Source organism: Streptomyces sp. NPDC050416 (genome assembly GCF_044458845.1).
Lineage (GTDB): Bacteria > Actinomycetota > Actinomycetes > Streptomycetales > Streptomycetaceae > Streptomyces.
Genome location: NZ_JBITII010000001.1, coordinates 552744 through 573383 on the forward strand (window position 1 = coordinate 552744; position 20640 = coordinate 573383).

General features: G+C 71.9%; 24 protein-coding genes and 1 tRNA gene. 12 read left to right on the top strand and 13 right to left on the bottom strand.

Annotated features, from left to right (window positions below; genetic code table 11):
* Window positions 1-59: 59 nt before the first annotated feature.
* Complete coding sequence (locus ACIBL4_RS02490) at window positions 60-884, top strand: HAD-IIA family hydrolase (protein ID WP_399405704.1); 825 nt, start codon at window positions 60-62, stop codon at window positions 882-884.
* Here ACIBL4_RS02490 and ACIBL4_RS02495 read toward each other — a convergent pair.
* A complete protein-coding gene (locus tag ACIBL4_RS02495) occupies window positions 870-1643 on the bottom strand; it encodes a sulfite exporter TauE/SafE family protein (RefSeq protein WP_399405706.1) in 774 nt (257 codons plus the stop codon). The two genes, ACIBL4_RS02490 and ACIBL4_RS02495, sit on opposite strands and share 15 nt — an antisense overlap.
* Window positions 1644-1716: 73 nt before the next feature.
* On the opposite strand from ACIBL4_RS02495, the gene ACIBL4_RS02500 reads away from it, so the two are divergent.
* Window positions 1717-2457 carry a DUF6193 family natural product biosynthesis protein gene (locus ACIBL4_RS02500; protein WP_399405708.1) on the top strand — a complete coding sequence of 247 codons (741 nt, stop codon included), beginning with the start codon at window positions 1717-1719 and terminating at the stop codon, window positions 2455-2457.
* 25 nt (window positions 2458-2482) lie between these two features.
* On the opposite strand, the gene ACIBL4_RS02505 is transcribed toward ACIBL4_RS02500, so the two are convergent.
* Window positions 2483-3670: a thiolase family protein gene (locus ACIBL4_RS02505; RefSeq protein ID WP_399405710.1), complete on the bottom strand. Its 1188-nt coding sequence runs from the start codon at window positions 3668-3670 to the stop codon at window positions 2483-2485.
* Between the two features lie 182 nt (window positions 3671-3852).
* On the opposite strand from ACIBL4_RS02505, the gene ACIBL4_RS02510 reads away from it, so the two are divergent.
* Genes ACIBL4_RS02510 through ACIBL4_RS02525 form a run of 4 tightly spaced genes read left to right on the top strand, consistent with a single transcriptional unit; the run spans window position 3853 to window position 5639 of the window.
* The gene (locus ACIBL4_RS02510) at window positions 3853-4110 is read left to right on the top strand and encodes a WhiB family transcriptional regulator (protein ID WP_399405712.1); all 258 of its coding nucleotides are present in this window, start codon (window positions 3853-3855) and stop codon (window positions 4108-4110) included.
* A complete protein-coding gene (locus tag ACIBL4_RS02515; RefSeq protein WP_356922785.1) occupies window positions 4107-4589 on the top strand; it encodes a DNA starvation/stationary phase protection protein in 483 nt (160 codons plus the stop codon). The genes ACIBL4_RS02510 and ACIBL4_RS02515 overlap by 4 nt, the downstream gene beginning before the upstream one ends.
* 52 nt (window positions 4590-4641) lie before the next feature.
* On the top strand, window positions 4642-4986 hold the full coding sequence (locus ACIBL4_RS02520; RefSeq protein ID WP_399405714.1) for a DUF3140 domain-containing protein: 345 nt from the start codon (window positions 4642-4644) through the stop codon (window positions 4984-4986).
* 5 nt (window positions 4987-4991) lie between these two features.
* Window positions 4992-5639 carry an endonuclease gene (locus ACIBL4_RS02525; RefSeq protein ID WP_399405716.1) on the top strand — a complete coding sequence of 216 codons (648 nt, stop codon included), beginning with the start codon at window positions 4992-4994 and terminating at the stop codon, window positions 5637-5639.
* 12 nt (window positions 5640-5651) lie between these two features.
* On the opposite strand, the gene ACIBL4_RS02530 is transcribed toward ACIBL4_RS02525, so the two are convergent.
* From ACIBL4_RS02530 to ACIBL4_RS02560, 7 genes are read right to left on the bottom strand one after another with little or no spacing between them, the layout of a single operon-like run.
* The gene (locus ACIBL4_RS02530) at window positions 5652-6341 is read right to left on the bottom strand and encodes an SDR family oxidoreductase (protein WP_399405718.1); all 690 of its coding nucleotides are present in this window, start codon (window positions 6339-6341) and stop codon (window positions 5652-5654) included.
* Window positions 6338-7219, bottom strand: a complete 882-nt coding sequence (locus tag ACIBL4_RS02535) for a cupin domain-containing protein (RefSeq protein ID WP_399405720.1) — start codon at window positions 7217-7219, stop codon at window positions 6338-6340. Before ACIBL4_RS02535 ends, ACIBL4_RS02530 begins: the two co-directional genes overlap by 4 nt.
* Window positions 7216-8586, bottom strand: coding sequence for an amidohydrolase family protein (locus tag ACIBL4_RS02540; RefSeq protein ID WP_399405722.1), 1371 nt, complete (start codon window positions 8584-8586; stop codon window positions 7216-7218). Before ACIBL4_RS02540 ends, ACIBL4_RS02535 begins: the two co-directional genes overlap by 4 nt.
* A 46-nt stretch (window positions 8587-8632) precedes the next feature.
* Window positions 8633-9613, bottom strand: a complete 981-nt coding sequence (locus tag ACIBL4_RS02545) for an alpha-ketoacid dehydrogenase subunit beta (RefSeq protein WP_399405724.1) — start codon at window positions 9611-9613, stop codon at window positions 8633-8635.
* Window positions 9601-10578, bottom strand: a complete 978-nt coding sequence (locus ACIBL4_RS02550) for a thiamine pyrophosphate-dependent dehydrogenase E1 component subunit alpha (protein ID WP_399405726.1) — start codon at window positions 10576-10578, stop codon at window positions 9601-9603. Before ACIBL4_RS02550 ends, ACIBL4_RS02545 begins: the two co-directional genes overlap by 13 nt.
* Complete coding sequence (locus ACIBL4_RS02555) at window positions 10578-11915, bottom strand: M24 family metallopeptidase (protein WP_399405728.1); 1338 nt, start codon at window positions 11913-11915, stop codon at window positions 10578-10580. The genes ACIBL4_RS02550 and ACIBL4_RS02555 overlap by 1 nt, the downstream gene beginning before the upstream one ends.
* Window positions 11916-11967: 52 nt before the next feature.
* Window positions 11968-12657 carry a helix-turn-helix domain-containing protein gene (locus ACIBL4_RS02560; protein WP_399405730.1) on the bottom strand — a complete coding sequence of 230 codons (690 nt, stop codon included), beginning with the start codon at window positions 12655-12657 and terminating at the stop codon, window positions 11968-11970.
* 197 nt (window positions 12658-12854) lie between these two features.
* Between ACIBL4_RS02560 and ACIBL4_RS02565 the strand changes: the two genes are divergently transcribed.
* The 6 genes from ACIBL4_RS02565 to ACIBL4_RS02590 all read left to right on the top strand — a co-directional run bounded on the left by ACIBL4_RS02565 (window position 12855) and on the right by ACIBL4_RS02590 (window position 18868).
* Entirely contained in the window at window positions 12855-13679 is an 825-nt protein-coding gene (locus tag ACIBL4_RS02565) for a hypothetical protein (protein WP_399405732.1), read from the top strand.
* A gap of 140 nt (window positions 13680-13819) precedes the next feature.
* Window positions 13820-14632 carry an SAM-dependent methyltransferase gene (locus ACIBL4_RS02570; protein WP_399405734.1) on the top strand — a complete coding sequence of 271 codons (813 nt, stop codon included), beginning with the start codon at window positions 13820-13822 and terminating at the stop codon, window positions 14630-14632.
* Window positions 14633-14678: 46 nt separating this feature from the next.
* Entirely contained in the window at window positions 14679-16082 is a 1404-nt protein-coding gene (locus ACIBL4_RS02575; RefSeq protein WP_399405736.1) for a glutamine synthetase, read from the top strand.
* Between the two features lies 1 nt (window position 16083).
* Window positions 16084-17223 carry an amidohydrolase family protein gene (locus tag ACIBL4_RS02580; protein ID WP_399405738.1) on the top strand — a complete coding sequence of 380 codons (1140 nt, stop codon included), beginning with the start codon at window positions 16084-16086 and terminating at the stop codon, window positions 17221-17223.
* A gap of 75 nt (window positions 17224-17298) precedes the next feature.
* On the top strand, window positions 17299-17835 hold the full coding sequence (locus tag ACIBL4_RS02585) for an NUDIX hydrolase family protein (protein WP_356922771.1): 537 nt from the start codon (window positions 17299-17301) through the stop codon (window positions 17833-17835).
* Window positions 17836-17866: 31 nt separating this feature from the next.
* Window positions 17867-18868: a glycoside hydrolase family 43 protein gene (locus tag ACIBL4_RS02590; protein ID WP_399405740.1), complete on the top strand. Its 1002-nt coding sequence runs from the start codon at window positions 17867-17869 to the stop codon at window positions 18866-18868.
* A 70-nt stretch (window positions 18869-18938) separates the two neighbouring features.
* On the opposite strand, the gene ACIBL4_RS02595 is transcribed toward ACIBL4_RS02590, so the two are convergent.
* The 4 genes from ACIBL4_RS02595 to ACIBL4_RS02610 form a co-directional block, all read right to left on the bottom strand.
* Window positions 18939-19012, bottom strand: a tRNA-Pro gene (locus ACIBL4_RS02595).
* Window positions 19013-19136: 124 nt separating this feature from the next.
* Window positions 19137-19496, bottom strand: coding sequence for an MmcQ/YjbR family DNA-binding protein (locus tag ACIBL4_RS02600; RefSeq protein ID WP_399405743.1), 360 nt, complete (start codon window positions 19494-19496; stop codon window positions 19137-19139).
* 30 nt (window positions 19497-19526) lie between these two features.
* Complete coding sequence (locus ACIBL4_RS02605) at window positions 19527-20054, bottom strand: GNAT family N-acetyltransferase (RefSeq protein WP_399405745.1); 528 nt, start codon at window positions 20052-20054, stop codon at window positions 19527-19529.
* Window positions 20051-20623, bottom strand: a complete 573-nt coding sequence (locus ACIBL4_RS02610; RefSeq protein ID WP_399405747.1) for a helix-turn-helix domain-containing protein — start codon at window positions 20621-20623, stop codon at window positions 20051-20053. Before ACIBL4_RS02610 ends, ACIBL4_RS02605 begins: the two co-directional genes overlap by 4 nt.
* Window positions 20624-20640: the final 17 nt, after the last annotated feature.

Consider the following 20640-nt stretch of genomic DNA (forward strand, 5'->3'; position numbering starts at 1 on the left):
GCCGCCCGGGCCCCGGGTACCGACCGGCGGACACGGCTCACCGTGGTTATCGTCCAGACATGGAGTCCGTGCGTGCCGTGCTCGTCGACATCGACGGGGTGCTGACCGTCTCGTGGCGTCCCCTGCCGGGAGCCGTGGAGGCGTTGCGGGAGATCCGGGAGTCCGGGCTCGCCGTGCTGCTGGTCACCAACACGACGTCCCGGACGCGGGCGTCGATCGCCGGGACGCTCGCGGAGGCGGGGTTCCCGGTGTCCGCCGAGGACATCCTGACCGCCCCCGCCGCCACCGCCTCCTACCTCGCCGAGCACTGTCCGGCTGCCCGGTGCGCGCTGCTGAACAGTGGCGACATCGCAGAGGACCTCGAGGGTGTGACCGTCGTCGGCGCGGCGGACTCCTCCACCGTGCCGGATACCGCGCCAGATGACGTGCCGGATGTCGTGCTGGTCGGCGGCGCCGGTCCGGAGTTCGACTACACGGCGCTGGACCGGGCCTTCGGGCATCTCCAGCGTGGAGCCCGGCTGGTGGCGATGCACCGCAACCTGTACTGGCGTACGGCCGAGAGGCTGCGCCTGGACTCGGGGGCGTTCCTGGCCGGACTGGAGCAGGCCGCCCGGGTGGAGGCCGAGATCACCGGCAAACCGGCCCGAGCATTCTTCGAGGCGGCGCTCGCCCGGCTGGGCGCGGGTGCGGGCGAGGCCCTGATGGTCGGGGACGACATCGAGTCCGACGTGCTCGGGGCGCAGCGGGCCGGGATCACCGGGGTCCTCGTCCGGACCGGCAAGTTCCAGCCGGAGGACCTCCGGGCCGCCGACGGCACGCCCGACCACATGATCGACTCCTTCGCGGACCTTCCCGCCCTGCTGCGGCGTTCAGCGCAGCAGTAGCTGCAGGCCCCCCACGACCGTCGCCGCGATGACCAGCTGTTCGAACAACCGCTGGTTGATCTTGTTCACCGCCCACTTGCCGAAGAACGCGCCGGGAACGACGAACACCACGAGCGCCAGGTCGAGGAGCAGGGAGCGGCCGTCGATCAGGCCGAGACCGGCGCTGAAGGGCAGCTTGGAGACGTTGACGATCAGGAAGAAGAAGGCCGACGTGCCGAGGAAGCCGAGTTTGCGGAAGCCCGCGGACAGCAGGTACATCGACATCACCGGGCCGCCCGCGTTGGCGACCATGGTGGTGAAGCCGCCGAGCACGCCGTAGGAGCGGGCTTTGATGCGGCCCGCCGGGGTCGTGACCGACTCCGGCTCCTGTTCCGCGTCCGCCGTACGCCTGCGCCAGACCGTCACCCCGGCCATCAGCAGCAGGATCGCGCCGATCGAGGTCCGTACGATCGCGTCGTCCGCCCACATCAGGAACACCGTGCCGACGACGACGCCCGCGGCGACCGCCGGGAACAGCCGCCACAGCGTGGGCCAGTGGGCGTGCCGCCGGTAGGTGGCGACGGCGAGCAGGTCCCCGGCGATCAGGATCGGCAGCAGCACCCCGGTGGAGGCACGGGCGGGCAGCACCGCGGCGAAGATGGCGAGGCTGACCGTGTTGGCCCCGCTCACGGCGGTCTTCGAGAAGCCGACGAGCAGGGCCGCGCAGGCGAGCGCGGCGAACTCCCAGCCGGTGATGGACCAGAGCGTCATCGTGTTCATGCGAGCACTGATGCTATGTGCAACGAACCGGGCCTCGCAGAGCCGTCTCGCCGGTCGGGCATAATCGGCGGCCGTGTCCACCCCTCCTGATCCCGCGGTTCTGTATCCCGACGCCGCGGCCTGCGGCAGTCTCGCCACGGCGCTCCGGGCGGTAGCGGGAGGCCGCCTGGACGCCGTCCCCGTCACCTCTCCGGATTCCGCTCCGCTGCTCCACGCGACGGTGGCCGGCACCCTCCTGTACCGCGAGCCGCTGCGGATCAGCGCGTGGTCGCACGAACGGCGGTGGTCGGTCCGGGGCGAGGTTCGGTTCCAGGGCATGCCGCTCATCGACGGCAGGACGGACGACCTGGCGGAGGTGGCCAGGGCGGCCCGGGCGTGGCACCACGGGGCGGCCCTCGAAGACATCCGCCGGGCGGCGTCCTTCGTGCATCTGACCGGCCGGTTCGAGGTGCCCGGCAACGATCCCGCGCGCCTGACGGAATCCGAGTGGCAGGGCATGCTCCAGGAGGCGAGTGAACTGGAGTACGACTGGCAGGAGGCATATCAGGCCCTGATCGAGGCGGCGTACGCCGAGCCCGCCCTGCGCGCCCTGTATCCGTTCACGAGCCACTGGGCGCTGCGCTTCTCGACCACCACCCGGCCGGGCCTGACCTTCATGGGGCCGTGCCTGACGGCGGGCAGTGACGGCATGTTCGGAGTGGGCCGGGGCTTCATCACTCCGGACCTGGGCCTGTTCGGCACGGCTCGGGAAGCCGTGGCGCTGGCCGTGCGCCGGCTGCCGGCCGGCCTCGGCCCGACCGCGCTCGGCGGCTGACCCCGCGTCGCTGCCCGAGGGGCGGCTACGCCCGCTCGACCAGCAGCGCGCTCCCCTGCCCCACCCCGACACACATCGTCGCCAGGCCCCGGCCCGCTCCGGTTCGCCGCATCCGGTGGAGCAGCGTCGTCAGGATGCGGGCGCCCGAGCAGCCCAGCGGGTGGCCGAGGGCGATGGCTCCGCCGCTCGGGTTGACCAGGTCGGGGTCGATGCCGAGCTGGTCCACGCAGGCCAGGGCCTGGGCCGCGAAGGCCTCGTTGAACTCGGCCTCCTCCAGGTCGCCGATGTTCCAGCCGGCCCGGGTCAGCACCTTGCGGGTGGCGGGGACCGGGCCGATGCCCATGACGTCGGGGTGGACGCCTGCCGAGGCTCCGGCGACGTAGCGACCCAGGGACTCCAGGCCCAGCTCGCGCAGGGCGTCCTCGCTGACCAGGAGGAGGCCGGCGGCGCCGTCGTTCATCGGGGAGGCGTTCCCCGCGGTGACCGTGCCGCCGTCCCGGAAGACCGGCTTCAGCCGGGACAGCTTCTCGTACGAGGTGTCCTCGCGGACGCACTCGTCGGTGTCGACGACCACCCCGTCGGGGCGTTCCACGGGCAGGAGTTCGTCGTCGAAGTGGCCGCATCTGCGGGCGAGGGCGGCGCGCTGGTGGCTGCGCAGGGCGAAGTCGTCCTGGCGTTCACGGGAGATGCCGTAGCGCGCGGCGACCTCCTCCGCCGTCTCGCCCATGGCGAGCAGGCCGTGCAGGTCCCGCATCGCCGGGTTGACCAGGCGCCAGCCGAGGCGGGTGTCGGCGGTCTCGATACGGTGCGGCAGGGCCTCGTCGGGGCGGGGAAGGACGAAGGGGGCGCGGCTCATCGACTCGGAGCCGCCCGCGATCACGATGTCTGCCTCGCCGGCGGCGATGGTGCGGGCCGCCGTGGTCACGGCCTCCAGGCCGGAGGCGCAGAGGCGGTTGACGGTGGCGCCGGGCACGGACTCGGGGAGACCGGCGAGCAACGCGGCCATGCGGGCGACGTTGCGGTTGTCCTCGCCGGCCTGGTTGGCGGCACCCCAGTAGACATCGTCGATCCGGGCCGGGTCGAGGGCGGGCACGTCGCCGACCAGGGCGCGGACGACGGTCGCGGCGAGGTCGTCGGGCCGCACGGAGGAAAGGGAACCCCGCAGCTTGCCGATGGGCGTGCGGCGGGCGGCCGCGAAGTGGACGGGACGCACGAGTGGACTCCTCACACCGCTTAATTAGCACTGCTAGTTTTGGACTATAGACCCTCGGTCGCCCCCTGTGAAGATTCCGGGGACAGGAGTGCCATCGGAGGGCGTTACCGCAGGTCGGAACAACCGGCCTGCGTGCTTCCGCATCGGGTTTGCCCCAGTGGGCCCTGGGCACCCGCGCGTTCATGGAGTGGTTGCGGAGCGCCGCCTGTGTGGACGAGGACCCCGAATTGTTCTTCCCCGTGGGCACGGCGGGTCCGGCCCTGCGGGACGTAGACGCCGCGAAGCGGATCTGTGGGCGCTGCCCGGTGATCGACCAGTGCTTGAGCTTCGCGCTGAGCAGCGGCCAGGCCGCGGGCGTGTGGGGCGGAACCTGCGAGCAGGAGCGCGACGCACTGCTCCGGACCACGAGGAACGACGAGAGAAGGAGAAACGCCCTATGACGGCTGTGCGGAGCACACTGCCCGACGAAGCCCGCCGGGTCTCGTGCGAGGCACTCCAGGACACCCTGGTGGATCTGCTCGGGCTCTCGCTGATCGGCAAACAGGCGCACTGGAACATCGTCGGACCGCGGTTCCGGTCGATCCACCTCCAGCTCGACGAGGTGGTCTCGTCCGCGCGGAACTTCGCCGACACGGTGGCGGAGCGGTCCGCGGCGCTCGGTGTCCCGCCGGACGGCCGTCCCGAGACGATCGCCAAGGCCTTCACGCTGCCCGCCCCCAAGGAGGGCTGGGTGCGCGACTCGGATGCCGTGCAGGTGATGGTGGAGTCCCTCCAGGACGCCATCGGCCGGCTGCGCGAGCGCATCGACGCGACCGAGAAGGCCGACCTGGTCACACAGGATCTGCTGATCAGCATCACCGCCGAGCTGGAGAAGCAGCGCTGGATGTTCGACGCCGAGAACTTCCCCCGCGAGGGCTGACCGGCGCGCGCACGTACGCAGCGCGCGCACGTACGTACGGAAGGGGCATGTGATGACCGACGCCCTTGAACTCGACGCGCTGTGGGAGGACTTCCACCGCGTGGTGAACATGACCTCGCAGGAGCTCGCGGCCTGGCTGCGGATGCGGGACGCCGACGAGGACGCGGAGCCGCTGCCCGACCAGGCGGGCACGGAGACCGGGCAGCACGTCCTGGCGATCCTGCAGAAGCGGCGCACCGACCTGACCGAGGACGACCTGCGGGTGATGCGGAACGTCGTGGACAGGGTCACCTCGCAGGTGGACCTGGAGGACGAGCCGCTGCCCGAGGTGACGCCCGAGGACACGCGCCGCCGGCGCCGCCTGATGACGGTCGGCCACGATCCCCTCAAGGGGTAGTGGTCGTGGACCGGCAGGAGCGCGTCGTGCGCGAACTCCTCGACGCGCACGGCCGGACGTACGCGGACGAGGCGGGCATCCCGCTGAAGGACACCCCGCAGCCGCTGTACCGGCTGCTGGTGCTGGCCCATCTCCTCAGCGCCCGCATCCGCGGCTCGATCGCGCTGGCCACCGCCCGTGCCCTGCACGAGGCGGGCCTGCGCGACCCGCGCCGCATGGCTGAGGCCGACTGGCAGGAGCGGGTGGACGCGCTCGGCCGGGGCGGCTACCGGCGCTACGACGAGCGCACCGCAACCCAGCTCGGTGAGGCCGCCGAGCTGTTGAACGAACGGTGGGGCGGCGATCTGCGGCGACTGCGCCGGGAGGCGGACGGCAAGGTGTCCGAGCTGCGCCACCTGCTCCAGGAATTCCCCGGGATCGGCCCGGCCGGAGCCGACATCTTCCTGCGCGAGGTGCAGGGCGTGTGGCCGGAGGCCGCCCCCTACCTCGACGCCAAGGCCCTCCAGGGCGCCGAGCGGCTGAAGCTGCCGAAGGACCCGGGCCGTCTCACCGAACTGGCCGGGCGGACCGACCCGGCCGTCCTCGCCGCCGCGCTGGTGCGGGCGGCGGTGGACAAGGACGTGGCCGAGGACGCCATGCGCCGGGCCGGGTGACCGAACCGCCTGTCAGCCGAGCAACCACCCTCCGTCCACCGGCAGTTCCACCGCGTTGACCGACCGGTTGCGCAGCAGGAAGTCGACCGCGTCCACCACGTCCGCCAGGGAGGCCAGCCGCCCGGTGGGCGTCTCGGTGCGCAGTACGTCGAGTACCTTCTCCGGCTTGGCCTGCCAGTACGGGCTGTCGCCGACGACGCCGGGGTGCACCGCGTTGACCCGGACGGGAGCGAGCTCGACCGCGAGGGAGTTCATCAGGCCCCGCACGCCCGCGTTGACCGTCGCCACGGTCGTCGCCCCCGGGTAGGGGCGTTCCTTGGCCTGTCCGCCGAAAAGGACGATGGCGCTGTCGTCGTGCAGCCGGGTCCGCAGCGTGTGCACGACCTCGGTGTAACCGACGAGTTTGAGGGTGACCAGCCGCAGGGCGGCGTCGATGTCGTACTCGCTCACCTTGTTGTCGTCCCGGGAGACCCCCGCGAGCACCAGATGGTCGACGCGTCCCACGCCGGCCAGCGCCGCCGCGATCTCCAGCGGCCGCCCCAGGTCGAGGGCGATACCCCGGGCGCCGAACTCCTTGGCGATCAGGTCGGCGCGGTGAGCGTCGCGGCCGGTGAGGACCACTTCGTCGCCCTGCTCGGCGCGGGCCCGGGCGAACGCGAGGCCGATGCCCGACGTGCCGCCGACGACAAGGACACTGCTCATGAGCCCTCCCGAAGCGTCTGGCGCAGATAATCCCAGTCCCTGGTGAACCGGTACGAGTGCCGCGACGGTGGCTGCGGCGCCTGTGTCTCCAGCCACCGCAGGGGCCCCTGCCCGGCATTGACGAACCCATGCACGCAGCCGGTGCCCGCCCACGCGAGGTCCCCTGGCTCCAGCCGGTACCGCTCACCGTCGAGGGTGGTCTCGGCGACGCCCTCCAGGATCAGATACGTCTCCTCGAACGGGTGGTCGTGGGCGCCGATCACGCCGTCGGAGGCGTACTGCACCATGAACATCGTCGAGCCGACCGCGCCCAGGTCGCTGTCGACCATCATCTTCACGGTGATGCCGCTGTAGACCAGCAGCGCGGTGCGCATGCTCGCCGTGACGGCCAGCAGGTCCTGGGACTGCTTGCCGGGGTCCATCTGGGCGGGCTCGAAGTGACCGAAGGAGCGGGTGCGCGGGTCGCGGACGTCGACCCGGACGGGGTCGCGGACGGGCAGGTCCGGCACGGTCTGCGTGTCGTACCCGTAACGGGCCCGCGGCACGGGGGCGAGCATGTCCGCCCAGCGGCCGCCGGTGTCCCCGGCACCGCGCCAGGCGTGCGGGACGCCGATCGGCAGCAGGCCGTAGTCACCTTCTTCCAGCAGGTACGAGCCCTCGGGCACGTCGAGGACCACGGCCCCGTCGAGGACGTGGAAGCTCTCCTCGTACGAGTGCACGTGGGCCGGCACACGGCCGTCCGGGCGCAGTTCGCACAGGCCGAACCCGGTGTGCACACTGCCGTCGTCCTCGCCGACCAGCGTCCGCCGCCGGTGGCCCAGGGCGTCGTACGGCGGCTCCGGCAGCTCGGCCGCGCGGCGGACCAGATGCTGCGTCATGCCGGGGCCTTCTCCCCCTTCGGCGTCTTCGTCTCCTTCACCGCGAGGAGCCGGTCACGGGCCTCGGAGACGAGCCGCAGGGCACGCCCGGCGTCGGCGAGCAGCTTGCCGTCGCGCTTGTGGATCACACCGTCGACGAGGACGGTGTCCACGTTGGACACGTCCGCGCACAGGGTCACCGCGGCCGCCGCGTCGTGCACGGGCGCGACGTTCAGCGCGGTGGCGTCGATCGCGACGATGTCGGCGCGCTTGCCGGGGGTCAGGGAGCCGGTGCGGTCCTCCAGACCCGCGACATGGGCGCCGTTGACGGTGGCGATCTCCAGCATCTGACGTGCTGTCAGCATATTGCCGGGAACGGGCAGGTTGGCCTGCCAGCAGTCGGCGTTGACGCGGGCGCGTTCGGCGCCGAAGGCCGCGCGGATCTGGGTGAACATGTCGCCGGGCACGGTGGTGACGACGTCGATGCTGAGCGACGGCCGCTGCCCGTGTTCGATCGCCTGCATCACGGGCGGCCAGCCGTGTCCCATCTGGAGCTCCACCTGCGGTGCGACGGACACCGTGCCGCCGCTGTCGGCGACCATCCGCCACTCCTCCTCGCTGAGGTAGCAGCAGTGGACGTAGGTGGTGTCCGGGCCGAGGAGGCCCATGCCGTGGAGCTGCTTGACCATGCCGAAGCGGCCGGCCAGCCGCCCCATGGCCACGTGCACGGTGATCGGGATGCCGAGTTCGCGGGCGAGGGCCCACTCGGCCGCGACGACGTCGCCTACGCAGAAGCCGGGTCCGCGGGTGGCGAGGCCCATGGTCAGCAGGCCGTCGTCGGACGCGAAGTGCGTCGTGCGGATCCGCCGGACGTCCTCGGCCGGTATCGCGATCTTGCTCTCGAACCAGTAGTCGGCGAGGGAGGTGTTGGCGCTGCCGTACGCGTACTGCGCGCGGATGCCGGACTCCTTCAGGCCCTGGATCGCGGCGTCCGGGTGGTCCGGGGTGTTGTTGATGTGCGACCAGTCGACGAGGGTGGTGATACCGGCGTTGAGGCATTCCAGCGCGCCCGCGAGGTTGGCCGCGTAGACGTCCTCCGGGGTGTACAGGGGTGCGAAGGTGTCGAGGATGTCGACGAAGTAGTCGTCGAGGGTGGCGTCGGGTGCGACGCCGCGGATCGGCGCCTCCCAGGTGTGGCGGTGGGTGTCGACGAAACCGGGGATCACGATGTGGCCGCTCATGTCCAGGACTTCGGCGTCGGCGCCGATCTCGGGCTCGACGGCCGCGATCCTGCCGTCCTCGACGAGGACGTCCCCCTGGGGCAGATCACCGATGGCGGGGTCCATCGAGATCACGTGACCATTGCGCAGAAGTGTTCTCGTGGTCATCGTGCTTCCTCCCATGGGGTCTTCGGTACGTGGGTGGGCGGGCGGCTCAATAGGCGGCGAGTGCGCGGACCGCCGCGACGACCTTGTCGGCGGTGGGGATGACCTGTTCCTCCAGCGCGTCGGCGAACGGCAGCGGGACGCACTCCCCCGCCACCCGCCGCACGGGCGCGTCCAGCAGGCCGAAGCCCTCGTCGGCGACGATCGAGACGACGGTGCCGCCCCAGCCGCCCTGGTACGGGTTCTCCTCGACGGTGACGAGCCGCGAGGTCCTGCTCAGCGAGGCGAGGACGGTCGCGGCGTCCAGCGGGACCAGGCAGCGCAGGTCGATCACCTCCGCCTCGATCCCCTCCCCCGACAGCACGTCGGCGGCCTTCAGTGCCAGGGGCACCGTCGAGGCGAGCGCGACGAGCGTGACGTCGGCGCCCTCGCGCACGACGGCCGCCCGGCCCAGCTCGACGACATGGTCAGGCGGTGGCGGTGGCCCTTTGGTGGCCAGGAGGGCCTTGTGCTCGAAGAAGACCACGGGGTCGTCGCTGCGGATCGCCGCCGCCATCATGCCGATGACGTCGGCGGGCGTGGCCGGTGCCGCGATCTTCAGGCCGGGCACGGTCAGCGCCCAGTTCTCGGTGGCCTGGGAGTGCTGGGCGCCGAAGCCGAGACCGCCGCCGTTGGCGGTGCGCACGACCAGGGGCACCGTCACCTGGCCGCCGGTCATGTAGCGGACCTTGGGGATCTCGTTGGCGAGGTAGTCCCAGCAGCAGGCCAGGAAGTCGGAGAACATGATCTCCGCGACGGGCCGCATCCCGGTCATCGCGGCGCCCATCGCCGCACCCACGATGGCCTGTTCGGATATGGGCGTGTCCCACACCCGCTCGGGCCCGAACTCGTCGAGCAGACCCACGGTCGTCTTGAACACACCGCCGGCCGCGGCGATGTCCTCCCCGAGGCACACGACCGACGTGTCCCGGCGCATCTCGCGCGCGATGCCCTCGGCGACGGCTTCCCGGTAGGTGATCACGTCCGCCATGCGGCACCTCCGTCCGCCCACACGTCGGTCAGCGCCTCCCGCGGATCGGGCGGCGGCCCGGCCTTCGCCGCCTCGACGGCCCGATCCACTGCGGCTCTGGCCCGCCCGTCGGCCTCGTCGACCGTCTCCGCCTCGACTCCCAGCTCGGCGAGCCGTCCCCGGGCGAGGTCCAGCGGGTCGTGCTTCAGCCACCGTTCGACCTCCTCGGCCGGACGGTAGGCCGCCGGGTCGGAGCGGCTGTGCCCGAAGTGCCGGTAGGTCTCGGCCTCCAGGACGGCGGGCCCGTCCCCTGCCCGGGCCCGCCGCGCGAGCCGCGTCACCGCCTCCTCGACGGCCTCGACGTCGTTGCCGTCGACGACCTCGCCCGGGATGCCGTGGCCCGGCGCCCGGTCGGCGGCGGGCCGGGCCACCGCCGTGACGTCGGCGATCGGCGTGTACTCCATGTACTGGTTGTTCTCGCACACGAACAGCACCGGCAGCTTCCACACGGCGGCCAGGTTGAGCGACTCGTGGAAGGCGCCGATGTTGGTCGCGCCGTCCCCGAAGAAGGCGACCGCGAGCTGGTCCGTGCCACGCAGCCGGGCCGACCAGGCCGCGCCGACCGCCATCGGCAGATGGGCACCGACGATGGCGTACGAGCCGAGCATGCCGGTGGCCGCCTTGGTCAGGTGCATGGAGCCGCCCTTGGCCTTGCACAGCCCGGTCGCCCGGCTCATCAGCTCGGCGAGGCACTCCTCGGGCGTGGCGCCCCGGGCGAGGGCATGGTGGTGGCCCCTATAGGTGGCGAACACATAGTCGTCCGGGCGCAGGGCGGCGCTCGCGCCCACGGCGATCGCCTCCTGCCCGGCGGCGAGATGCGTGGTGCCCTTCACCAGGCCCTGGAGGAACAGGTCGTGGGCGGCCTTCTCCGTACGGCGGATGACGGCCATCCGCTCGTAGCAGGCGAGGAGCCCGGCGGCGTCCATCAGTCCGCTCCGTCGTCACGAGAGGTGTTGAGATGGGACTGCGCCTCCCGGCGGGTGTTCAGTTCGCCGCCCACCGTCCAGTACTTGCGCCCGGCCACCAGCAGTTCCTCGGCGGGGAACTTGGTGATGACCTCGCAGCCGTCGGCGGTGACGACGAGCTCCTCCTCGATCCGGGCGGCGGACCAGCCGTCGGCGGCCGGCCAGTAGGTCTCCAGGGCGAACACCATGCCCTCTTCGAGGACTTCGGGGTGGTCGAGGGAGACCAGGCGGCTGAAGATCGGCTTCTCCCAGATCGACAGGCCGACGCCATGGCCGTACTGGAGGGCGAAGGCGGCGGTCTCGTCGGCGAAGCCGAACTCCTCCGCACGCGGCCACACGCCAACGATGTCGGCGGTGGTCGCACCGGGCCGGACGAGCGCGATCGCCTGGTCCATGTACTCCCTGCAGCGCACATAGGCGTCCCGCTGCGCACGGGAGGCGCTGCCCACGGCGAACGTGCGGTAGTAGCAGGTGCGGTAGCCGAGGTGGCTGTGCAGGATGTCGAAGAAGGCCGGGTCGCCGGGGCGGACCAGACGGTCGCTGTAGACATGCGGATGCGGTGAACACCGTTCGCCCGAGATGGCGTTGACACCCTCGACGTACTCACTGCCGAGGTCGTACAGGACCTTGGCCACGACTCCGACGCACTCGTTCTCGCGCACGCCCGGGCGCAGATACCCGTACAGCTCCTCGTAGGCCGCGTCGACCATGGCGCAGGCCTGGGTGAGCAGGGCGATCTCGTCGCCGGTCTTGATCCGGCGGGCCTCCAGGAAGACCTGCTGCCCGTCGACGACCTCGATGCCCTCGGCGCGCAGGGCGGCGAGGACGGGCATCTCGGCGACGTCGACGCCGAGCGGTTCGTTCGCCAGCCCGTGGTCGCGCAGCTCGGCGGCGATCTTGGCGGCCACGTCCTCGGCGATGCCCGCCTCCGGATGGAAGGCGCCGCGCAGTGTGGAGATACCGGCGCGGGCGCCGGTGGGCGGGCCGCCCTTGCCGTCGCTGTAGTCGAGCCACGGGTTGTACAGCTGGTGGTGGCGGGCGGCGGAGCCGAAGTCCCAGACGACGGGTTCGCCGTCGCGCACCAGGAGGGCGAAGCGGATCAGCTTGTCCATCGCCCAGGTGCCGATGTGCGTGGCGGTCATGTAGCGGATGTTGGCGAAGTCGAAGCTGAGCAGCGCGCCGACCTCGGAGCGGTTCAGGGACTCGTGCAGCCGGGCCAGGCGCTGTCCGCGCAGCCGGTCCAGGTCGATGCGCTCTTCCCAGTCGACGGCGTTGGGGCCGTATGTGCGGATCGCCATGGCGACCACCCCCATCTCGGAGTGAACGCCCGGGGCCTGCGGGTGTCAAGTGTCACTGAACATCGCCGGACACGAACCAGACACCGACAGCCGGTACCTCTCCATCGTTGCGGTAGCGGTGGGGGGTCGTCGACTCGAAGGAGACGGCGTCGCCCGGGCGCACGGTGTACTCGTCGAAACCGAGGGTGAGGATCAGTTCGCCGGAGGTCAGATAGCCGTACTCGGTGCCGGAGTGCCGCATCAGCCCGCCGGAGCCGGAGGAGGAGCCGCCGGGCCGGTAGGTCACCAGCAGGAAGTCGACGTCCACGCCCGGCACCCGTCCCAGGCGCTCCCAGACGACGCCCGAGTCCAGCTCCAGCGTCTCGCGCTCACCGGCGCGGACCAGCGGGCCGATCCGCCGTCCCGGGTCGGCTGCAAGGGCGGCCAGGGCGTGCGGGACGGTGCCGGGGGCCGCCGCCGTGAGCGGGGCAGCTCTGTTCCGCGGGAGCCCGGCGCTCTCCCGGACCGCGCTCTCCGGGACGGCGCTCTCCCTGGCGTCGAAGAGGGACTCGACGGAGATGCCAAGGGCCGTCGTGATCGCGTACAGCGTGCTGACGGAGGGCTGGCTCTTGCCGGTCTCGATCTGCGACACGAGGCTCGCCGACACGCCGGCCTCCCGGGCGAGCGCGCGCAGGCTCGTCCCGCGCTCCAGACGCGCCTGCCGGATACGCGCACCGACGGGCGGCACGACGGCGGGGGACACGGGCGGCTCCTCTCCAGCGTGGGCGGGTGTGCAGCATCATTGAACAGCCGGTGGGGTGCGCCGCGCCAGAGACAGCGCAAAGCGTGAGGAGTGTGCGCCGCGGGCGGCGCTCACCCGAACAGTCCGGTGCCGGTGGTGGGCCGTCGGTGCCGGTGGTGCGCTGAGGGCACGCGTCACGCTCTCAGGAGGCACTCCCGATGACCCGTCGTCCGAACCGGCTCGTCCGTGGTCTCTCCTCCGCCCTGGCGGCAGGCACGCTGCTGGCCACCGCCGCCTGCTCGGACGACGGCGGCACGGACGGTTCGCGCGTTCCGGACGTCGCCGCGTCACAGGTCGCCGGGAAGCGGCAGACCCCCTCTGCGACCGCCACCCTCACCATGGACGGCGCGCGGACCGCGCTGATCACCGAGGCGGACGTCGAGGACGACTGGACCCAGGTCAAGGACACGGAGGCCGAGAACTGGCACGACAGCCTGCTCATCGGCAGGGTCGACGTCTCCGACTTCCTCACCGCCAAGGCCCAGGCCGCCGACTGTCAGCGGCTCCTCGACTCCCTCTTCAACGACGACCTGCTGGGCAGGCCGTCCGGAGCGTCCGAACTGCGCGGCTTCCAGCAGGGCGACTCGCGCCTGCTGTACCAGGTCGCCTCCTACGAGCGGGCTGACCCGCAGGACTCCTTGAACTGGATGGCGGACCTGCCGGAGAAGTGCGACCGGTTCACCGTCACCGACGACGGCGAACAGCGCACCGTGCAGGTCGTCGAGACCTCGCTGCCCGGCGTGGGCGACGCCCGTGAGGGCCTGCGCGTGACGGTACGGGGGACCACCGGCGGCACGCAGGCCACGCTGACCCTGGACGTCGCCGCGGTACGCGTCGGCGACGACGCGATCACCGTCACGGCGGGCGGGCTGGACGGGGGCGAGAGCGATTCCGTCGGGCAGGCGGTGCGGCTCGGCACCCAGCGCCTGAAGGACGTGCTGGCCGGTAAGACGCCTGCCCCGAACCCCGGCGAGGTCGAGTAGCACGGTCGGCAGCTCTCTCCCCCCCGCCGCGCGCCTACACCCCCGCCGGCTTCTGCCGATTCCGGGGACAGGTGATCACCGGAGCGGCACAATGGCGGCGATGACCGGTACCGGTCGCCCGTGCGAGGAGAGGAAGAGACGTGAGTGAGAGCCACACCCCGCCGAGCGGATCGGCGCGGCTGAACACCGGTGTGGCGCACAACGCGCGTGTGTGGAACTACTGGATCGGCGGCAAGGACAACTACGAGGTCGACCAGAAGGTCGGCGAGCAGGTGGCCGGCATGTTCCCGATCATCCGGGACATCGCCCGGGCGGACCGGGACTTCCTGGGCCGGGCCGTGTCGTTCCTGGCCGGCGAGCGCGGAGTGCGGCAGTTCCTCGACATCGGCACGGGGCTGCCGACGGCGGACAACACCCACGAGATCGCCCAGCGGCTGGCGCCCGACTCCCGGATCGTCTACGTCGACAACGACCCGATCGTGCTGGTGCACGCCCGCACCCTGCTGACCGGTACCTCCGACGGCGTCACCGCCTACATCGACGCCGATGTGCACGACCCGGACGCCATCCTCGAACGGGCCGGGCACACCCTCGACCTCACCCGGCCCGTCGCCGTCATGATGCTGGGCATCCTCAACTTCGTCCTGGACACCGAGAAGGCCCGGGACATCGTGCGCCGTGTGATGGCCGCGGTCCCCTCAGGCAGCTACCTGGTCCTCACCCACCCGACGTTCGACGACGAGCTCGGCGGCGCGGGGCAGATCCCGGCCATGAAGTTCTGGAACGAGAACGCCACTCCCCCGATCACCGCCCGCAGCGGCACGGACATCGCCGCGTTCTTCGACGGTCTGGAGCTGCTCGAGCCGGGCCTGGTGTCGTGCGGCCAGTGGCGCGCCGACGCCGGCTCGGCCGTGCTGGTGCCGCAGTACGGCGCGGTGGCCGTGAAGCCCTGACGCCCGGCGCCCACCTTCGTCGAGGGGGACGCATCGAGGAGGACGCATGACGACCCTGGCCGATCCGGTGCCCGGCGGCCGTCCCGGCGACGTCGAGCGGGCCACCGCGCTGAGCGGCGAGCTGGCGGAGCGGGGTGTGCACGGCGTCGTGCTGTCCTACGTCGACACCGCGGGCATCGGCAGGGTGAAGACGATCCCGACGGCCCGGCTCGCCTCCGCCGCGGCCTGGGGTATCGGCATGTCCCCGGTGTTCGACACGTTCCTGGCGAACGACTCCATCGTCACCACCGACGTCCTCGGCTCCCCCGACGGCGATCTGCGTCTCTACCCGGACCTCGACCAGCTCGTGGTGCTGGCCGCGCAGCCCGGCTGGGCGTGGGCACCGGTCGACCGGGTCACGCAGGACGGGGAGCGGCATCCCGGCTGCGGTCGTACGTTCCTGCGCCGCGTCGTCGCCGAGGCGGCCGAGCGGCACGGCCTGACGTTCAAGGCGGCCGTGGAGGTCGAGTGGACCCTGGCCCGCGGGGACGCGCCCGGTGACGCGTTCGTGCCCGCGACGACCGGTCCGGCGTACGGGGCCACGCGGCAGGTCGAGCTCGGCGACTACGCCGCCGACCTGCTGACGGCGTGCGCGGCCCAGGGGCTCGACGTGGAACAGGTCCATCCCGAGTACGCGCCCGGGCAGTTCGAGATCTCCGTGGGTGCGGTCGACCCGGTGGCGGCGGCCGACCGCAGTGTGCTGGTGCGGCAGACGATCCGCGCGGTGGCCCAGCGGCACGGGCTGCGCGTCTCCTTCGCCCCGGCCGTCGTGGGGCAGGGCGTCGGCAACGGCGGGCACGTCCATCTCTCGGCCTGGCGCGGCGGGGTGAATCTGCACTCCGGGGGCGAGGGCCGGTACGGCATGACGGCCGGGGCGGAGTCGTTCACGGCCGGCCTTCTCGCCCATCTGCCCGGGCTCACGGCCGTGACCGCGCCGAGCCCCGCCAGCTATCTGCGGCTCAGGCCCTCCCAGTGGGCCGGGGTGTTCACCGCGTGGGGCCGCGAGACCCGGGAGACCGCCCTGCGGGTCGTCACCGGCACCGCCGGCCTGCGCGACCAGGCGGCCAACCTGGAGATCAAACCCGTCGACCTGGCCGCCAACCCCTACCTCGCGATCGGTTCCCTCATAACCGCCGGGCTGGACGGCCTGACCTCGTCCGCCGCGCTGCCCGAGGAGACCACGGGGGACCCGGCGCGGCTGGGCGAGGCGGAGGCGGCGGGCCGGGGCGTACGGCGGCTGCCGGTCTCGCTGGAGCAGGCTGTCGAGGAGTTCCGCGAGGACGGTGTGCTGCGGGCGGCCCTGGGCCCGGTCCTGGCCGACGCGGTGATCGCCGTACGGCGGGGAGAGCTGGCGTCCGTCGCCGGGCTCGACGCCGACCAGGTGGCGGCGGCGTACCGGTGGACGTACTGACATGGGCGCGGTCCGCGAAGCGCTCGACGCGCTGAGCCTGGTCGACCACCACTGCCACGGCACGGTCGCCGCCGATCTCGACCGGGAGGCCTTCGAGCCGCTCCTCACCGAGGGCGACGCGTGGCCGGGCGTCTCGCCTTTCGACAGCCCCGTGGGCGTGGCCGTGCGCCGCCACTGCGCGCCCCTGCTGGACCTGCCACGGCACGCCCCCGCCGAGCAGTACCTGGCCCGTCGCTCGGAGCTCGGCCGGAGTGAGGTGCAGCGGCGCTTCCTGCGCGCCTCGGGCACGGGCGTCTTCTGCGTCGACACCGGGTACGCCCCCGACCGGCTGACCACCCCCGGTGAGATCCCCGAGGCCGCGGGCGGGGCGGCGTACGAGGTCGTGCGGCTGGAGGGCGTCGCCGAGTCGGTGCGGGACGCGGGGGTCGAGCCGGACGCCTACGCGGACGCCTTCCGGGCGGCGGCGCTGGACGCCGTACGGCAACCCGGCGTGGTGGCCGTGAAGTCGGTGGCGGCCTACCGCACCGGTTTCGACCTGGACCCGGCCCGCCCCTCGGACGCGGAGGTCACCGGCGCCGCCCGGCTCTGGGCGGCCCGCGGCGGCCGCCTGGACGACCCGGTGCTGGTCCGGCACCTGCTGTGGACCGCCGTCGACCTCGGCCTGCCCCTCCAGCTGCACACCGGGTTCGGCGACAACGACATCCGGCTGCACCGGGCCGACCCGGCCCTCCTCACGGACTGGCTGCATCTGACCGCCGGGACGATCCCGGTCCTGCTGCTGCACTGCTGGCCGTACCAGCGGCAGGCCGCGTACCTCGCGGCGGTCTTCGAGCAGGTGTATCTCGACGTCGGCCTCACCCTCCACCACGTCGGCCCGGCCAGGGCCGGTGCGGTGCTGGCGGAGGCCCTGGAGATCACACCGTTCCGCAAACTTCTGTACAGCTCCGACGCCTACGGTGTGCCGGAGTTCTTCCACCTCGGGGCGCTCGCCTTCCGGCAGGGCATGGCGGAACTGCTCCAGGAGCGGGTGGACGCCGACGAGCTGTCCCTGCCGGACGCGCTGCGGATCGCCCGGTGGGCGGGCCGGGACAACGCCCTGCGGGTCTACCGGTTCCCGGATACCTCCGCGGAAGGCGGTTGAACGGCGTGGGGACGGTCACAGTTCCTCCCGAGCGGCTATCCAGGAAGTCCGAACGGCTGAAAGTATGATCAAGCGATGTCTGACATGACCGAAACCACGCCCGGCTGGCTGTCCTCCGACGAACTGGAGATGACACGCGCCCGCATGCCGATCCTGTACGTCGACGCCGTCCCGGTCCGTGTCGACGACAGCGGTGAAGTCACGAGTGTCGGTGTGCTGCTGCGCATGGGGCCCGACGGAACGGTCAGCCGGACGCTGGTGTCCGGCCGCGTACTGCACCACGAACGCGTCCGCGACGCCCTGCTGCGCCACCTGGAGAAGGACCTCGGCCCGGTCGCCCTGCCCCGCGTCCCGGCGTCGCTCCAGCCGTTCACGGTCGCGGAGTACTTCCCGACGCAGGGCATCACGCCCTACCACGACCCCCGCCAGCACGCGGTGTCCCTCGCCTACATCGTGCCGGTGACGGGTGACTGCCGGCCCCGGCAGGACGCTCTCGACCTGGTGTGGTTCAGCCCGCAGGAGGCCGTCTCGGAGGCGGTGCAGAGCGAGATGCCGGGCGGTCACGGGGTGCTGCTCAAGCAGGCGCTGGCCCATGCGGGCTGCGCGATCTGACGGGTTCGGGCCGGCACCGGGGGGTGAGCTGATGCGGCTTCCCGACATGCCGCTGCACGACCCGTTCGTCGTCGCCGACGAACCGACGCACACCTATCACCTGTACACGTCCAACGACCCCTCCGTATCGGGCGTGGACGGCACCGGCACGATGGTCTACCGCAGCCGCGACCTGCGCGACTGGACGCGCCCCGCCGTGGTGTTCCTGACCGCCGGGCAGGAGGGCATCTGGGCGACGGACGGCGCATGGGCCCCGGAGGTGCACGCCTGGGACGGCAGGTACTACCTCTTCACCACGCTGCACGACGAGAACCGGCCGCTCCCGGTCCCGCCGTCCAACCAGTGGGGTGTCCCGTTCGCGACCCCGACCCATGTGCGGGGCACGATCACGGCCGTCTCCGACTCACTGCTCGGCCCGTTCACCGTGCTCGACCCGGCCCGCCCCGTCCCGCCCGAGCACCTCATGACCCTCGACGGCACGCTGTACGTCGACCCGGCCGGGCAGCCCTGGATGGTGTACGCGCACGAGTGGCTCCAGACGATCGACGGAACGATGGAGGCGGTCCGGCTGGCTCCCGACCTGTCCCGGACGGCCGGTGACCCGGTGTACCTCTTCAAGGCGTCGGACGCGCCCTGGACCGCCGAGCAGATCCCCGCGGGCGTACCGCACCAGCTGCCGCCGTACATCACCGACGGCCCCCAGTTGTACCGCACCCCTGACGGGTCCCTGCTGATGCTGTGGTCGACGTACGAGAAGCACACGGCCGGTGCTGACGGCACGGTCAGCGGCGGCTATGTGCAGACCTACGCCGTGTCGAGGTCCGGGGACCTCCAGGGCCCGTGGCGGCAGCACTGGCCGCTGGTCCGCGACGACAGCGGCCACGGCATGCTGTTCCACACCTTCGACGGCCGCCTGATGATGATCCTCCACCGGCCCTTCGAGAACGCGCGCGGGAAGCTCTACGAGATGGAGCTCAGCGGTCACGAACTGACGGTGCTGCGCCGCCGCGACGACCTCGACGGGGGCGGCTGAGCCCGCCCGGCGACTGCCCGAACGCAATCAGCGGGTCTGCCGATATCGGCAGACCCGCTGGTCGACTCTGTCGGGACGACAGGATTTGAACCTGCGACCCCTTGACCCCCAGTCAAGTGCGCTACCAAGCTGCGCCACGTCCCGTTGCCCATCTGACCTGGGGATTCCCCCCGGCCGAACGCGCAGGGAAACAATACCGCACTCGCGCCAGTGATCGCGCATCAGTTTCCGGGGGCCGAGATGAGCAGCGGTCCGTCAGGGCGAGGGGTCACTCCACCGCCGCGAGACCCAGCCGGGGATGCGCCTCCAGGAGCCGGGTCGGGGCCGCCTGGCGCCAGGAGTCGGCCAGGATGTCCCGCAGTTCGCCCTCGTCCTCCAGCGCGTCGAGCCGGACCCGCACCCAGGCGAACTGGGCCTCGTGGTCGGCGATCCAGAACTTGCCCGGCTCGGCGAGCACCAGTTCGTTCCGCTCCTCCTTGGGGCAGCGCACGGCGATGGACGTCTCGTCCTCCGGCAGCGTGGCGAACATCTTTCCCGCGACCCGGAACGTGGGCATGCTCCAGGCGATCTTCTCCGTCGTGTCCGGCAGGGACAGGGCGATACGTCGTACGTCTTCGGCATCCGGCATGGCAGGCACCGTATCGGCTGCCACTGACAATCACCTGGTGAGAGCGGTTGCCGGTACGCGCTTGTAGTAGATCGTCGTCGGCCGCAGCTCCCCGTCGGGACTCGCCGCGTAGTCGGGGATCGCGCCGACCGCGGTCCAGCCGGCGGACCGGTACAGCCGCTCGGCGGGGCTGCCACTCTCGGTGTCCAGGTGCAGGAGCGTGACACCGGCCTCGGCGGCGGCGCCCTCCGCCGTGGTCAGGAGCCTGCGTCCGAGGCCACGGCCGCGGGCGTCGCGGTGCACCATGAGCTTGACGAGCTCGGCACGGTGACGGCTGTTCGGCTTGGCGGGGAAGGCCAGGCTCACGGTGCCCAGCACCCGGCCCCCCTCGTACGCCGCCCACACGGCGAGCCGTCCCGCTGCCATGTCGGCGGCCCGTTCCTCCCACCAGGCGAGCGCCTCCGCACGGTCGAGCGGGGCGAGGAAGCCGACCGAGGCACCGCCGTTCACGGTGTCGGTCAGCAGGTCCGCCAATGCCCCGGTGGAGCGGAGCAGCTGAGCCTCGTCCAGACGGATCACGGCCGCACCACCGCCAGCAGGTACCGGACGCCCTCGGGAGCGGCACACCGGAACCGGGTCGGGCCCCACACCCGCATGCGCAGACAGTCACCGGCGCCGAGGTGGTGTTCGGTGCTCTCCACCGTCACGTCGAGGGCCCCTTCCAGGACCCAGATGTGCTGCTCCAGGCCGGTGACGGGCGGACGGTCGTAGGCGATGTCGGCACCGGGTGCGAGCCGGGCCTCGACGAGTTCGCCGCGCAGGGCGGGATGCGGCGGTGACATGGACCGCCGTACGAAACCGGAGGCCTGGTCCTGCCAGACGGGCTGGTCGGCGGTCCGCACCACGGGGGCCGGTTCGGCCTCGACCTCGCTGAGCAGTTGGGACATGGTCCGCCCGTAGACGGCACACAGGCGGTTCAGGAGAGAGGCCGTGGGGCTGATCTCCGCCCGCTCGGCCCGGGACAGCGTGGACCGGCTCACTCCGCTGCGGTCCGCCAACTCGCCCAGGGAATAGCCGTATTCGGTCCGCAGCTCGGCCAGGCGGGCGCCCAGCCGGGTGTCGACCGGGTCCGTGTCGTCGCTTCTCACATGTGGGACGCTATCCC

What these genes read in the sequence shown, in the direction of transcription:
- ACIBL4_RS02600 (WP_399405743.1), bottom strand. Translation starts at nt 19,496, where the DNA reads ATGCCGGATGCCGAAGACGTACGACGTATCGCCCTGTCCCTGCCGGAC.
- ACIBL4_RS02590 (WP_399405740.1), top strand. Translation starts at nt 17,867, where the DNA reads ATGCGGCTTCCCGACATGCCGCTGCACGACCCGTTCGTCGTCGCCGAC.
- ACIBL4_RS02555 (WP_399405728.1), bottom strand. Translation starts at nt 11,915, where the DNA reads ATGGCGATCCGCACATACGGCCCCAACGCCGTCGACTGGGAAGAGCGC.
- ACIBL4_RS02495 (WP_399405706.1), bottom strand. Translation starts at nt 1,643, where the DNA reads ATGAACACGATGACGCTCTGGTCCATCACCGGCTGGGAGTTCGCCGCG.
- ACIBL4_RS02545 (WP_399405724.1), bottom strand. Translation starts at nt 9,613, where the DNA reads ATGGCGGACGTGATCACCTACCGGGAAGCCGTCGCCGAGGGCATCGCG.
- ACIBL4_RS02530 (WP_399405718.1), bottom strand. Translation starts at nt 6,341, where the DNA reads ATGAGCAGTGTCCTTGTCGTCGGCGGCACGTCGGGCATCGGCCTCGCG.
- ACIBL4_RS02535 (WP_399405720.1), bottom strand. Translation starts at nt 7,219, where the DNA reads ATGACGCAGCATCTGGTCCGCCGCGCGGCCGAGCTGCCGGAGCCGCCG.
- ACIBL4_RS02490 (WP_399405704.1), top strand. Translation starts at nt 60, where the DNA reads ATGGAGTCCGTGCGTGCCGTGCTCGTCGACATCGACGGGGTGCTGACC.
- ACIBL4_RS02515 (WP_356922785.1), top strand. Translation starts at nt 4,107, where the DNA reads ATGACGGCTGTGCGGAGCACACTGCCCGACGAAGCCCGCCGGGTCTCG.
- ACIBL4_RS02540 (WP_399405722.1), bottom strand. Translation starts at nt 8,586, where the DNA reads ATGACCACGAGAACACTTCTGCGCAATGGTCACGTGATCTCGATGGAC.
- ACIBL4_RS02580 (WP_399405738.1), top strand. Translation starts at nt 16,084, where the DNA reads ATGGGCGCGGTCCGCGAAGCGCTCGACGCGCTGAGCCTGGTCGACCAC.
- ACIBL4_RS02550 (WP_399405726.1), bottom strand. Translation starts at nt 10,578, where the DNA reads ATGGACGCCGCCGGGCTCCTCGCCTGCTACGAGCGGATGGCCGTCATC.
- ACIBL4_RS02520 (WP_399405714.1), top strand. Translation starts at nt 4,642, where the DNA reads ATGACCGACGCCCTTGAACTCGACGCGCTGTGGGAGGACTTCCACCGC.
- ACIBL4_RS02585 (WP_356922771.1), top strand. Translation starts at nt 17,299, where the DNA reads ATGTCTGACATGACCGAAACCACGCCCGGCTGGCTGTCCTCCGACGAA.
- ACIBL4_RS02565 (WP_399405732.1), top strand. Translation starts at nt 12,855, where the DNA reads ATGACCCGTCGTCCGAACCGGCTCGTCCGTGGTCTCTCCTCCGCCCTG.
- ACIBL4_RS02510 (WP_399405712.1), top strand. Translation starts at nt 3,853, where the DNA reads ATGGAGTGGTTGCGGAGCGCCGCCTGTGTGGACGAGGACCCCGAATTG.
- ACIBL4_RS02575 (WP_399405736.1), top strand. Translation starts at nt 14,679, where the DNA reads ATGACGACCCTGGCCGATCCGGTGCCCGGCGGCCGTCCCGGCGACGTC.